The following is a 14,860-nucleotide window of genomic DNA, read 5'->3' as shown; positions in this document are numbered from 1 at the left end:
ATACAAATGAATTAATTGATCTCATTTTAATTATTTATGTGTTTTTGGATGTGTCAATTAGTGTGCTAGTATATTTACTTAGTAATTTCTATGTTAGTTTTGGTTAATAATTGACATTCTTCATGCTTTTATTCCACGAAACAGAAGAAATGAAAATAGCTCTGATTAAATATAATGCTTATCCGCATGTTTATCCCAAAATAGATTCTGTTAAATTATAAAGTATTAGCACGAGATTTTATCTCGTGGGAACATTCAAGGGAAATGCTCATCAATAAAGACATATCAATCAATTGTTAATTATCAATTGTGAATTGTCAATTAAATCGTCTTGAATTTATCTATTTTTGCAGGATGAAATATTTATTTATCCTTTTTATTGCACTATCGTCTGTGGTTTCTGCACAAGATGAAACTTTGTCTATCGTTTCTTACAATCTTTTAAACTATCCAGATGGGAGGGATGATTGTGGTTCAAATACCATTGTTCCCAATAGAGCGGATACCTTAAAGAAGATCACTAATTATCTTCAACCAGATATTTTTGTGGCTTGTGAAGTTCAAACTCAAGCGGGAGTTGATGCTGTTTTGAATGATGCATTAAACGGGAATGGAAATACCAATTATATTGCGGCAACATTCAATGGAAGCGGATATTTGCACAATGCTATGTTCTATAATTCAGATAAACTTGTATTGAAAAGTCAGCATGTGGTAGTAAGTTCGCCGCGTGAAATTGATCATTATATTTTGTATTTAAAAGATCCGAATTTGAATGTCTATTTCGACACTACTTTTATTGAAGTATATATGATGCATTTAAAAGCTGGAAATTCAAGTTCAAGTGAAGCACAAAGAGATTCCCAAACACAAATTTTAATGAATTATATTGCCAATCGTCCTACCGATAGAAATGTATTTGTATGTGGTGATATGAACGTTTATTCTTCAAACGACGATGGATATCAGAATATGACTTCAGGTTCATTTGCATTGAAAGATCCAATCAATACGCCAGGAAATTGGAATAATTCATCTTCTTACGCTGCAATTCATACACAATCGACAAGAACAAGTGCAAATTTTGATTGTGGTTCAAAAGGAGGAATGGATGATCGATTTGATCAAATTCTAGTTTCTCAAAACGTATTAAATAACAATGATAATGTTCAATATCAAACAGGAAGTTATAGAGCGGTTGGAAACGACGGAAACCATTACAACTCTAGTTTAATTTCAGGTTCAAATAGCATATATCCTTCAAATGTTGTTCGCGCTTTATATTACATGTCGGATCATTTACCGGTTGAATTAAAAGTAGACATCAATTACCCAACAAGTAATGGCTTGGCTTTGGTTCCTAGTCAAAACAACATTTCGTGTAATAATGGAAATGACGGAGAAGCTACAATTACACCAAATTTAGGTCAAGCACCTTACACTTTTCTTTGGGATGCAAATGCGAATAATCAAACTTCACAAACAGCAACAAATTTAAGTGTTGGAACATATTGCGTTACAGTAACGGATGATTTAGGAGAAGTAGATGACTATTGTATCAACATCACAGAGCCAGATGCAATACTATTTAACACATTTATTACCCCTGATAATTCTGGAGATTGTCTAGGAGATATACAGATTATCGTTGGTGGTGGAGTAGGGCCATATACATTTACATGGACTGACTTTCCTGCGAACACTAGTCCTGCAGCTGTAGATTTATGTATTGGAACTTACGAAGTAACAATAACTGACGCCAATGGTTGTGAGTTGATAATTAATCCAGAAGTTGGAGGAGTTTCAGGTTTAGCATCTGAAATTAAAGGAGAACAACTAATTCAATTGTTCCCAAATCCAGCAAATGAAAAATTAACTATTCACGCAGAAAACAATATTCAATCGATTAAGGTTTTGGCCATTACAGGAAGAGAAATGAATGTTGATTCAAATAAAATAAAGGACAATTTATATGAATTGAACACATCAAAATTATCAACTGGAACATACATTGTAATGATGAATTTTGATGGTGTTTGGGTGAGTTCAAGGATTGTGGTTCAGTAGGCAAGCCTACAGTACCACATTGCAATAAATCTTATAAATATCAATCACATAAATATTTAAAACCAAAAAAGCGAGAAACAATTAAGTTTCTCGCCTTTAAATATTCTTTTCTAAAGATAAATCTAAAGTTTGAAATAGAAAGTCTGATAGCAAGGCGCTTGTAGTTTTGAAATCCAAGGAGTTGACATTTGTCAATGACTGCTTTCAAAACTTCAAGCAACGCCGATAGCGGACTTTATATTCAAACTATAGATGGATAACTTCTCCGTACGCCATTGCCGCAGCCTCCATAACCGCTTCTGACATTGTTGGGTGCGGATGAACAGTTTTAATTAACTCTTCTCCTGTAGTCTCTAACTTTCTAACTGCTACTAATTCAGCAATCATTTCCGTTACGTTCATTCCAATCATGTGACCACCTAATAACTCTCCGTATTTTGCATCAAAGATTAATTTCACGAAACCTTCTTTTGCTCCAGCAGCACTTGCTTTTCCTGATGCAGAGAATGGGAATTTACCGATTTTCAATTCGTAACCCGCTTCTTTTGCTTGCTCTTCTGTATACCCAACAGATGCAATTTCTGGTGAAGCATAAGTACAACCTGGGATGTTATTGTAATCTAAAGGCTCTGGAGAATGTCCAGCGATCTTTTCAACACAAAGAATTCCTTCAGCACTTGCTACGTGAGCCAACGCTTGACCTGGTACACAGTCACCAATTGCGAAATAACCTGGGATATTTGTTTGATAGAAGTCATTTACCATGATTTTACCTTTGTCAGTTGCAATACCCACATCTTCTAATCCGATGTTCTCGATATTTGCTTCAATTCCAACAGCTGATAAAACAACATCACATTCGATGTTTTCTTCTCCTTTTTTAGTTTTGATATTTACTTTGCAAGTTCCTCCTTTAACTTCAACTTTTTCAACTGAAGAACCTGTCATAATTTTAATTCCTTGTTTCTTTAAGCTTTTCATTAATTCTTTAGAAACATCTTTGTCTTCAACAGGAACAATGCTGTCCTGAAATTCAACTACAGTTACTTCAGTTCCTAAAGAGTTGTAGAAATAAGCGAACTCAATTCCTATAGCTCCAGAACCCACAACTACCAATTTTTTAGGTTGTTTTTCTAAAGTCATTGCTTCTCTGTATCCGATAATATTTTTACCGTCTTGTGGAAGATTTGGCAATTGACGAGAACGTGCTCCAGTTGCGATAATCAAGCCTTTACTAGCAGCATAAGTTTCCTTTTTACCATCAGCGTCAGTCACTTCAACTTTCTTACCAGATAACAGTTTACCCGTACCCATAAGAACATCGATTTTGTTTTTCTTCAATAAGAATTGAACACCTTTACTCATGCCATCAGCAACGTCACGACTTCTTTTGATAATCTTACCAAAATCAGCTTTTGCGTCTTTTACAGTAATTCCGTAATCCTCTGCATGATTCAAATAATCAAAAACGTTTGCACTTTTCAACAAAGCTTTCGTTGGGATACATCCCCAGTTCAAACAAACTCCTCCAAGTGATTCTTTTTCTACAATAGCAGTCTTTAAACCCAACTGCGAAGCGCGGATTGCAGTAACATATCCACCAGGTCCACTTCCAACAACAATAATATCGTAACTCATATTCTTAGATTTTTCAATTTTTTCAGTTGTGCGAATTTAATGATTTAACCCTTAATAATAGGATAAAGGAATAGAATTTTTGTTTTGTAGGGGTGTTTTGTAAGGGCGTTTTGCAAAACGCCCCTACATACGCCCTTACAAAACCGCAAACAAATACAAAAACAGAGATAATTATTTTTATCTTTAAGAAAAAACATAAACCCATGAAATTCACATTTGATATTAAATCACCACAACAACAATACATTCAAATTACCGCAGAAATTAAAGCGACTGGAAAGGAAACTACAGTTTATTTTCCAGCTTGGCGACCGGGAAGATATGAATTGGGTGATTTTGCAAAGAATGTAAATCATTTTCAGATTTTTAATGGTGATGGTTCAGCATTAAAATATCAAAAGGCAAACAAGAATACTTGGATTGTCCAAACGGAAGGTTGCAAGACAATTACTGTGAAATATAGTTATTACGCAACAGATTTAAACGCTGGTTCTACATTTTTGGATGCTTCACAATTGTATGTGAATCCTGTGAATTGTTGTTTGTTTACCGACGAATCATACAACGATCCAATTACAGTAATATTAAACATTCCAAAATCATGGAAAGTTGCTCATTCACTAAAAGTAAAAGAAAATTCTTTCACTGCAGCAAATTATGATGAGTTAGCAGATAGTCCATTTATTTGTTCGGCTCAATTACAAAAATCAACTTATGAGGTAGATGGAACTACTTTCTATATATGGTTTAATGGAATTGTTAAACCAGATTGGAAACGTTTAGAAAACGATTTTAAAGCTTTTACCGAGTCACAAATTAAAGCCTTTTCAAAATTCCCAACAGATGAATATCATTTCTTGATTCAGATTTTACCTTATCAAACTTACCACGGAGTTGAGCATTCAAAATCTACAGTAATAACACTTGGACCAAGTTATGCTGTTTTTGAAGAAATGTACAAGGAATTATTGGGCGTAAGTTCACACGAATTATATCATACTTGGAATGTGAAATCTATTCGTCCAAGTGAAATGGTTCCTTACAATTTTAAGAAAGAGAATTATTCTGAATTGGGTTACATCGCTGAAGGAGTTACAACTTATATGGGAGATTTGATGCTCTTTAAAAGTGGAGTATTTAATTTGGATCAATATTTACTTGAAATGAACAAGCAAATCCAAAAACACATGGATAACTTCGGTCGTTTCAATTATTCTGTCGCAGATTCTTCATTTGATACTTGGTTGGATGGATATGTTGCCGGAGCGCCAGGTAGAAAAGTTTCTATTTATACTGAAGGTTGTTTATTGGCTTTCATTCTCGATATTCAATTATTGAAATATACAGACAATCAAAAGAATTTGGACGATGTAATGCGCAGTATGTACCTTAATTTTGGAGCCCGAGGAAAAGGAGTAACAGAAAAAGATTATCAAAATGAAATCGAAAAACTGACTGGTGTTTCTATGCAATGGTATTTTGACGATTATGTTCATGGAACAAAAGCTTATACCACGTTATTGATTGATTGCTTGGAATATATCGGAATTGAATACAAAAACGAACCTGTAGAAAGTGATTTTGGAGCTTATCTTGGTGCAAAAATCATGGAAGTAAATAATGAAACAGTAATTGCAGCATTATATCCGGGTGGCGCTTTGGATATCTCAGGGGCAATGATTGGAGACAAAGTGATTTCAATTAATGAAATGGCGATTACGAACAATGCGGATCGATGGGCGAAATTCTACAGAAGAGAAGATAAAGAAATTGTGATCAATAGAAAAGGAGCTTTGGTGAATTTGCACTTAACTGCTTCTAAAAATGAATATTACCAAAGATATTTCTTAAAACCAGCACCTAGTTTGGACAAAGATCATATTGATGCTTTTGATGTATGGAGAAATGTTTAAAATAAACTAGACAGGTGGCTTCGACTCTGCTCAGCCACCTGTCTATTTTAAAGCTTAATTTCCAAAGCCTTAGGCTTATTTTCAGCTTGTAAACTGCCTTGAATAACTGCGTACAATTTATCGATTTCTTCTATTGAATTATAAGAGTGAATTGAAAATCTTAAACATTCCTTTTCCTTTGGAACAGCTGGAGAAAATACAGCTACAGTTCCGAATCTTTGATTATGCAGTTCTTTTTCAACAGCTCTTATTTCTTTTCTATCTTTTAAACGTAAAATTTTGATAGGCGATCTTTCGTCACTGGTTAATATAAAAGAAGAGAAAATCTTATTAAAATGATTTATATTTTTTTGCAATAAAGTTTGTTGCTTATTGAAATCCGCATTTTCTAAAATATGAAGTGTTCTGGCTACAGTAAATTCACTTAATGCGGTTGTGTAAATAAAAGAACGAGCAAAATTGGTTAAGTAATCTTTTGTTATTTGACTTCCAATCACGCAAGCACCATGGCTACTAAAAGCTTTTCCGAAAGTAAAAATTCGCAGAAAAGGATGAATTCCTTGTGCCTTAGCGTAACCTTTTCCTTCAGGTCCATAAACACCGCCGCTATGGGCTTCATCAACAATTAAAAAAGCTCCATATTCGTCACATAATTTCTGCATTTCTTTTAAAGGAGCTAAATCACCATCCATTGAGTAAAGTCCTTCAACGGCAACAAAACAATTATTACTCGATTGTTGGTGTAACTTTCTTTCAAGATCGGCCAAGTCGTTGTGTTTAAAACTTCTCCTGCGTGCCAATGATAATCGCATTCCATCAATCATGCTGGCATGTGAGCTTTCATCATAAAGAATCATATCGCCACGTTGTGGAATAGATGAAAAAACACCTATGTTAGCATCGTAACCAGAGTTAAAAGCCAAAGCAGCTTCATCATCGAAAAATTCAGCACATTTTTTTTCCAATTTTAGAAAAAGGGGAGTAGTTCCAGAAATTAACCGCGAGCTTCCCGGTTTATCTATAATATGCAAAGGGGTAGGGATTTCCACAAGTGAAAGATAGTCGTTGGAAAAGAAGTCAGTAAAACCGTCATGGGATTCTAATGTTCTTATATTCAATTGCTCAGTACGCAAATCCAACTGCGCTTTCATTATAGATTCAATATTGTTCATTTATTCTTTTTGTACTATTCGTTTAACTCTCAATCGAGTAATATATATCTTTTATTAGCAACTTTAAACTTCATATCAGATGATAACAACTCACGAGCAATATCTTAAAATCAACGCCAATATTTATATTCAACAAAGAAAATGTTTTACCCCTAATTGATTATGAAGTTGACGGTGAATTGGTTCCGCTTAATTCATTATTTCTATTATTCACGTTGTTTTAAACGCAAGTAACTCTTCCTTAGTTTGATATACTGAATTCAAATTCTCAATATCTTTTTACCCGCAGTAAATATAAAAAAAATAAGTACTCATGAAACGTTGAAGCGCTTTATCGTTGGGATTGAGTGGATTTAGACAGTTTTATTCGACTAGCGTTTTATTTCTGTTTTTCATATTGTAACATCTTACATTTAGAAGAAGATTTACGTAGGCAAATCATTTTGTATTCAGATTTTATTGCGCGGAATTTAAACGATCTCAATCTGATGAAAAGGGTGGGATTGAGATTTCTTTCATTTCTTCTGTAAGTTTAATAGCCATGGCATAAAAAAAAGCATTCATTACACCAAATCCGATAAGTGTAAATAGAGCTTGAATAAATGCTATTGTTGTTCTAAATGTTTTCAATTGACTTTTAATTACACCATATATTAGCGTTAGATTAATTACTAAAGTTTTTACTTTAAAATCCCTTAATTAAATTTCAAACAAATGACAATCAAATCTTTCCTTTTTCAGAAAACATAATTGCAATAGCTTTAGTATTCTTAAAGTTAGAAAAGATGATTACCATAATAACGGTAATAGGGACGCTTAAAAACATTCCTGTAATTCCCCAAATTGCTCCCCAAAATGACAAGGCAAATATGGCTACAAAAGGACTAATATTTAATGAGTTTCCCGCTAATTTAGGTTCTAATATATTTCCAACAATAACCTGAATACCGCCCACAACAGTCAATACTAATAATCCTTTAGAGAAATCACCAAACTGGAGTAAGCAGAAAATTACTGGAAAAATAGTCGCTATTAAAGAGCCAATTGTGGGAATGTAGTTTAAAAGGAAGATTAAAAATGCCCAAAATAGGGGGGCATCAACGCCTATGAAATATAAAGCTAAGTAACTCGCGAAACCAGTTGTAAAACTCACTAATGTTTTTAATCCTATATATTTACTCACTGATGTATCAATTTTGCCGAGGACTCTTGAGAGGTGCCTAAATTGACTTTCGCCAGAAATAACAGTTTTCAACTTGGTGTAAAAGTGAGTTTCTTCTAGAAGAATAAATAACGTGTAAATGATAATAATAAAGGTGTTGCTCACCAGACTTGTTAAGGATTCGATGATTCTTTGAAGGATGCTTATGAAATTAAAATTACTAGAATTTGATTTAAAGTATTCCAATAAATTGATCTGAAATAGTTCGTTGACTTGAGTAATCAAAACATAGACATTCCCTTCATAGGAGGAATAAGATTTCGTCAAAATATTAATATTGACCATCAATAATTTTGAGATAATTGTAAACAAAGCAACTAATAATATAGAAGGAATTAAGTTTTTCAACCACAGCGGGAAGTACTTTTTAATAAAATGGATTTTATTTAATTGTTCTCGAATAAAACGAACTATAAACCACAGTAATAAGGCAAAAACAAAAGGTATAAGTATGGCTTTTCCTACGATTAGGATGAATACTATGGAAATGGTTATTATAAAAAAGTAAGCTGTGTTTTTCATGTGTGTTTATTTGATGCTTTGCTTATTTGGAAATAATAATTTTACGAATATCACTTTTTTGGATGGATAAATAATGTTTATTTCAAATTTTAAAGGGTTTACATTCACCACCAATTTTTTCTCGTTCTGCTGCAATTCCAGTTGGCATTTCAAATAATTGGTTGTGGTTTTGTCAATTTCATTTTCCCAAGTGTTTTTCAAATAATGCATTTTTTAAAAGCTCTTTGTATGAAGTAAAATCATCAGGTAGCTTGACAGACTCTTTTAATTCCCTCACAATTTTCAAAGATGATTTTTTCTTATTTGTTTCTTCTTTTAAGACAAGTGAACTGAGAAATTCTTCAACAATACTAGATAAGCTTTTACCATTTGATTTAGCATATTTTTTACCTCTTCAATTACCTTTTCATCACTAATAAGGTTAATTTAGTTTTCATTCGGATTGCTTTTTACGTATAAATTTAGGTTTTATCTACTCAGTATGCAAGATTTTATAACTGCAAGTTAACGTTTGGTGTTTGGCACCGAAGTTCTATTTCAAGAAGTGATAAGAAATACCCATCGTTAAATTAGTAAATCTATCTTTTCCAAACCTTGAACCTGGGCTGGCACTTAAAAAATATTCCTCATAGGTCAAAATTGCTTTTAGGTTCTTTTTACCAAATTGTAGTTTGAATTTTGGACCAATTGCAAACTGGTTTATTTCCTTTTTAAAGTTTTGAAAATTGCTTATATCACCAAAGGAAGTAGAGTAGGAGGTTTTTGTATGCCAATATCCGAATTGAATACTCGCGAAAATTTTCAAAAATTTATTTATTTCTGAATAAGTTCCCACACCGCTCATAATGACAATCTGTGGATAGTAATTAGCGACAATATTTTCATAGTTGGGAAACTGCTCATAAATTGTATTGGAAAGGAGATATGGAGAGAAATTGATTTCAATTGGTACAGAATCAAACTTATAATTTAAACTCAATTCTAAACTTGGTTTGAATTTACTGCTAAGGTATCCATAAGGAATATTACGTTGCATTTCACCAGCTCCTAAAGTAAAATCCATCGAGAACTGCCCAAGACTTAAAAATGACATTTTAACTAAAATAAGGACGATAAGTAGTTTTCTCATATTTATTCTGTTTATAAGAATAACAATTTGAATGAGCGATTTGTTACAGTGAGGTTTTGCATAATGGTCAGGACTAAGCTTTCGTACCTAACCTAGAAAACAAACTTTTCGGTATGAAATGTAGGCTAAGTTTCACGTAATTCTGTACAGGCTTCGAATATTTTAGATTATCTAAATCATGATTTAGTTATTGATAATCAATATGTTATTGCTTTATAATATTTGTAGTAAATAGTTTCAATCAATTCTCCAGACTTATTTATTTCTTTATGAATAACACGCTCTCTTAGACCATTAGGAAAGTATATGAATTCATTTTCGAGTTTTTTGGGCCATTTATACTCTGCTAAGGCAATTGTCTGTTTTGTCGTAATAAATTTGTAATGCTTTAAAATGTCATTTTCAAAAATGAAATATTCGGTGAAATAATGGGGTAGGTCTTGACCGAGTGGAATATTTAAATTTGCCATTCGATGGTCTTTCAATATCATTGTGTCACAGTTTTCACTTACTGTTACAATCCCCTTATAAACTAAGGATGAATCAATATATGATTTAAGAATCCATCCATTTTTAATTGGTTCAAGCTTTGTCCAAATTGGCCATTGGTAAGAAAGTGCTTTTTTATTAATTTCACTAATCGTATCCGTACTTTCCAATTTTCCTATTTTTTTGAGAGGGTAGTATTGAGATTTAGGGTAGTCTTTATGAATCGAAGCGCTGTCCATAGGTATGGGTTTTTTCGAGGTGGTATAAGACATTACTACTGTTGATGATGGATGTAATGGAGAATTACCAGTATGCACTGTTTGAATCACTCTGCCATTTGTATCAAAGTAGTGTTTTCGAGTCAAACCATATACACTTGAAGTTATTTCTAAGTATTTGAATCCATACTTTTTAATCGTGTCAGGATTGAAATTTTCAATTTGCTCTCCTGGGAAATCATTTTCCTCATAAATACGATGATAACGGTGACCGCGGTAAATACACATTTTGGAAGGCTCATTGTCCAGAGAATCTTTTTGTTCACTCTTCGTAAGTACTTCAACGTTAGATACAATTTCCGTCTTTGATTGGCAGCTAGCTACCGAAATTAGTATAAGCGTGATTAGAATTTGCAGTACTTTTCTCATTATTTTTGATAATTTGTTTTCTTAAAAACCAACTAAGCAAGGCGACATCACGAATACCTTTAAAAACTGATCAAACGAGTAAATCAGCGATTTGGCGTTGTTGGTTAAAGGTAATGAATTTCAGGAAACTGTGAAATGCATATACTGATGAAGCAACAGTGCTAGTTCTGTTAAACTGTCAACAATATTAGTTATTATTCGGTCACCCATTCTTGTTTTAATTCATATTCTGATAGTTCTTTCTTAGGGTATTCCCCGTTAAATGACCAAATCTCTAAATAGTCAATCCGTTTAAAATTAAATCGGCTTTTGTTGCTTTAAATTTTTTAATTCCGTTCATGTGCTCAAAAGAGATAAACACTCCAACTCCAGTGTAATCGAATTTAGTTTCAGTCAAGAAGTCTATTTGTTTTTTTACTTCTTCACTTTCCTCATCTCCTTCAAGAAGTAATGTTAGAATATCTTGTATGAATTTCGACTGAATCATTTGGTCATTTCTACTTTTGCATAACGTTAATTTGGTATGAAAAGTTGCCATTGTTAAAGCTCTTTATTATCAATCCGTAAAACATTGATTAAAAGTACTAAATTTACAATTAAGTACTTCACTTGGCATTTTTTTATGACCACATGTTGACACCAGTATTTTATTCAATCAACCTTTTAGGTGGACTAATAAATCCTCCAAGTCCAATGTTAAAGTACCAAATACTTCCATTTTGCTCAAATTTATTATTGAAACCCAAAGGATGACAGCCACCATAAAATCTTAAATACCAATATCCAACCTCTTTATCTGCTCCATAATAACTCTTATGTTTTTCACGGTAACGTTTTACTGGAATGTTGAATTTTAAATCTATAATCATAGCCAAATTTGGTTGAATTAAAGCGTTTGTTTTTTCAATTGTTGAATCCCCCTCAATATATCGGATTCCGCCAATACCTAACCCACCAGTAGGAGTTATTCTAAATCTATTATTATCTAAAATTGAATATCCTATGTTTAAACCTGCGTTAAATGAAAAAATTCGTCCAGTTGTATTCCAATCTGATTTATACGTAATATTCTTATTTATATCTGCATTGAATCCATATAGTTTAATATTATAGATCCACTTCCTTTTTGAAATATCAATATTTACACCTCCTGCAAATCCATTTATAAAATAATCGGATAAATCATTTGTAAATTTTGCATAACCAAAGGGTGTTATATCTGCACCAATCCCCCAATCTCCATAAGTATATCTGTATCTTAAATAATTTTTTATAAAATAATTGTAAGTTGTATCGCTTGAATTATCTATTAATTCAGTAGATATTTTGTTAAGAGAGTCTTGATTGAAATAAGAATGAAATGGAAAACCATAAAGTTTATTTATTGCATTTTTCCAGTAATTGGATAAAATCGTTTTATCACTTTCAGACAGTGAACTTTCCTCAATTTGAGATAGTACTCTTTCACTACTTTCAATCCAGAAGTCTTTTAATTCATAATTTAATTGTGGTATATAATCGGAGTATCTATTCACTCGAGTATATTCAAAATTATAATAATGTTCTTTTCCTAAAATATCTTGTAGAAGAGTATTATAATCTTTACTAAAGAAACCAATTAAGGTTTTTTCCTGATTATTTAATAAACGAATAGTATCTGATTTCTTATAACTCTTAATCACGAATTTTATGTTTAAATAGGGCGTGATACTATCAATAGCTCCATTATTCAATCGCATCTTTAATCCATATTTCATTTCAGTCGCTTGACTTATATAGGATTCATAATTATTAAGCAAAATGGTGCTATCTTGACTTTTCAATTCTCCGAATGAAGTCAATAAAATAAGTATCAGTATTTGGGTTTTAATCTTCATTCGTTTTATAGGAGGTTGTTATAATGGGGCTAACGGTGGCGGTATGAAATCGTTGGGGATTGCGGGCTATTTTCCTATCCAGTTACACCGAACTTGATGCGTGGTAGAATGCTCGAATAACCACTAAAACCCCAATATTTTATACCGCGTGTTAGCAACTGGTGTGTGCCCTGCGTTATCAAAGGTTACAAAGATTTAAACGTACTTTGAAATAGCAACAGAATTGCAGTCAAGATGGTAGATTGAATAAAACTGCTAAAGAAACGAGACAGGCAATGATCAACTCTGCTGCCCTTTTTTCTTTCTCTTCGTTTGAAAGGCAAGTTGTTTGTTAGCAACTATTAAAGGAGGTTATGAAATAAAATTGGAAGGTTACTTTTTTTATTTAAAAATTTTACGAAAAAATCCTTCACTACCTTTATTAACTTTTCTATTTGTAATTGATCTGATAATTAGTTCTATTAAAAATGACAGCGTAAGTATTCCAATAAATAAATAAAGTATAGTATACGAGTCTTTAATAGAATATATTAAAAACAACACTATTACTGCCAATGTGGTAAGCAAAGCAGTAACAACCAAAAATTTTGATGCCTTAGTTTGCTGAATAACTTTAAGATGGCCTAAGTGCGTTACTGCGTGAATAAACAATACAGTAATAGAACCAACTGCGGCTATTTGTAATAAATTCAGAAAGATTATCAGTATCGCTGTTAAAAATACAGTTACTAATAAACCCTCTCTGGTTTGTCCGATTGGTTTGGCAAAGAATCCGGGTAACTCACCATTTTTTGCCATTTGATAAGAAATATTAGTTGCAGCGTATAATACGGCATTAATAGATGATGATGTAGCAAACAATGCGGCAATTGAAATAATGGTAAACCCAATTGCTCCAAAAATAGGTTTAGCTGCTTCAGCCAAAGCAAAGTCTTTAGCTTCAATTACCTGGTCAACTTCCAGGTTGCCAAAAACAGCAACTGCCAATGCAGTGTAAATAACCATTGTAATAGCAATTGAAATAAAAATTGCTCTAACTAAGTTCTTTTCTGGATTAATAATATCTTCAGCGGTATTCGTAATTATTCTAAATCCTTCGTATGAAAAGAAGGTTATAGCAAGGCTAAAGAGTATTTTATTGGATGAAGGATATAATGCCGGTGCCATTAATTCAGGTTTCATATTGATTAAACCTCCTGTGGCAATTGTGACTAATATTGTAATGGTAATTATGATTGCTACATTCTGAAATTTGATTATCTTTTTTATTCCGAAATATTGCACTATACCAAGTAATGTCATTATCGATAGAGCAAATATATTAGTGTGTAGCAAAGACCCTTTGAAATTTGATAAAGCTGCAGCATAGCTTCCAAATGCCTTAGCCAATAATGCCAGTGATAATATGGTTGCTAAATACAACATAACACTTATCGCACCAGTAAAAATGTTTATACCGAAAGACTGAACTACATATTCTACAATACCACCAGCGACAGGGTAACGTGCTCCTAGTTTTGCTAAGGAGTAACCACTAATTGCTGCTACAAATCCTCCTAAAATAAATGAGAGGTAAACCGCTTTACCTGCAATTGCTCCGGCCTCTCCCATAAGTGCAAATATTCCAGCACCAATCATGGCTCCAACGCCTATTCCAACTGCCGACCATAAACTTATTTTTTTTGTAGAACTATTCATTTTTAAAAAGTGTTTAATCTGTTTGTTTTTAAAAAAGGTTGTTATGTATTCTTTAGAATTACCTTTTTTGATTTTTATTATTTGATAATTATGCTCTAATTCTTCACATATCTGCTGAGTTGTAAGGCTTTTTTACACTTGTTGCTAACGTTTGGGCCTTTGCGGCGGCCTGTTTGCTAAATGTTTTATCGAAGATACAAACTTTAGATTTACATGAATGTAAAAATCGAAGGTTTTACAGGCTGACGGCAAAGGCTGTGTGTGTGCCTTGAATGGTAAATATAAATAAATTCTCACAACAAGTTGTGAGAAAGTCCAGAGAGTGTAAGTCTCTCATGTGCTGGGGTAACGCCTGGAAGCATTAGTAAGTCGCAAGCTGGTTTGGAGCGATCCATGCAGTGAAGTAAGCGAGACTACAAAAGTCTGAACTGACGAACAGGAACGGGATAAGAGGCATAGTTGTATGGATGAGTAAGCACATCATTG

General features: G+C 32.9%; 10 protein-coding genes and 1 pseudogene. 2 read left to right on the top strand and 9 right to left on the bottom strand.

Annotated features, from left to right (window positions below):
• Window positions 1-354 precede the first annotated feature (354 nt).
• A complete protein-coding gene (locus ERX46_RS16995) occupies window positions 355-2,067 on the top strand; it encodes a T9SS type A sorting domain-containing protein (protein WP_130095069.1) in 1,713 nt (570 codons plus the stop codon).
• Between the two features lie 246 nt (window positions 2,068-2,313).
• Here ERX46_RS16995 and lpdA read toward each other — a convergent pair whose 3' ends face one another.
• Window positions 2,314-3,705, bottom strand: a complete 1,392-nt coding sequence (gene lpdA, locus ERX46_RS16990; RefSeq protein WP_130095068.1) for a dihydrolipoyl dehydrogenase — start codon at window positions 3,703-3,705, stop codon at window positions 2,314-2,316.
• A gap of 203 nt (window positions 3,706-3,908) precedes the next feature.
• Here lpdA and ERX46_RS16985 point away from each other — a divergent pair, with 203 nt between their 5' ends.
• On the top strand, window positions 3,909-5,618 hold the full coding sequence (locus ERX46_RS16985) for a M61 family metallopeptidase (protein WP_130095067.1): 1,710 nt from the start codon (window positions 3,909-3,911) through the stop codon (window positions 5,616-5,618).
• Window positions 5,619-5,665: 47 nt separating this feature from the next.
• On the opposite strand, the gene ERX46_RS16980 is transcribed toward ERX46_RS16985, so the two are convergent.
• From ERX46_RS16980 to ERX46_RS16950, 8 genes and pseudogenes are all read right to left on the bottom strand, one after another.
• Window positions 5,666-6,790 carry an aminotransferase class I/II-fold pyridoxal phosphate-dependent enzyme gene (locus tag ERX46_RS16980; protein WP_130095066.1) on the bottom strand — a complete coding sequence of 375 codons (1,125 nt, stop codon included), beginning with the start codon at window positions 6,788-6,790 and terminating at the stop codon, window positions 5,666-5,668.
• Window positions 6,791-7,511: 721 nt separating this feature from the next.
• Entirely contained in the window at window positions 7,512-8,534 is a 1,023-nt protein-coding gene (locus ERX46_RS16975) for an AI-2E family transporter (RefSeq protein WP_130095065.1), read from the bottom strand.
• 178 nt (window positions 8,535-8,712) lie between these two features.
• Window positions 8,713-8,910, bottom strand: a pseudogene (locus tag ERX46_RS17900) (DUF6364 family protein); the annotation flags it as partial.
• A 156-nt stretch (window positions 8,911-9,066) separates the two neighbouring features.
• On the bottom strand, window positions 9,067-9,663 hold the full coding sequence (locus tag ERX46_RS16970) for a hypothetical protein (protein ID WP_130095064.1): 597 nt from the start codon (window positions 9,661-9,663) through the stop codon (window positions 9,067-9,069).
• 197 nt (window positions 9,664-9,860) lie between these two features.
• Complete coding sequence (locus ERX46_RS16965) at window positions 9,861-10,799, bottom strand: hypothetical protein (protein ID WP_130095063.1); 939 nt, start codon at window positions 10,797-10,799, stop codon at window positions 9,861-9,863.
• 274 nt (window positions 10,800-11,073) lie between these two features.
• The gene (locus tag ERX46_RS16960; RefSeq protein ID WP_207214197.1) at window positions 11,074-11,286 is read right to left on the bottom strand and encodes a hypothetical protein; all 213 of its coding nucleotides are present in this window, start codon (window positions 11,284-11,286) and stop codon (window positions 11,074-11,076) included.
• Between the two features lie 160 nt (window positions 11,287-11,446).
• Window positions 11,447-12,676 (bottom strand): hypothetical protein, encoded by a 1,230-nt coding sequence (locus ERX46_RS16955; RefSeq protein ID WP_130095061.1) that lies wholly within the window; start codon window positions 12,674-12,676, stop codon window positions 11,447-11,449.
• A 381-nt stretch (window positions 12,677-13,057) separates the two neighbouring features.
• Window positions 13,058-14,374 (bottom strand): APC family permease, encoded by a 1,317-nt coding sequence (locus ERX46_RS16950; protein ID WP_130095060.1) that lies wholly within the window; start codon window positions 14,372-14,374, stop codon window positions 13,058-13,060.
• Window positions 14,375-14,860 lie beyond the last annotated feature (486 nt).

It is taken from the genome of Brumimicrobium glaciale, from assembly GCF_004152935.1.
In the GTDB taxonomy this organism is placed as follows: Bacteria; Bacteroidota; Bacteroidia; order Flavobacteriales_D; family Crocinitomicaceae; genus Brumimicrobium; species Brumimicrobium glaciale.
This window is presented reverse-complemented; position numbering and strand designations above follow the sequence as displayed.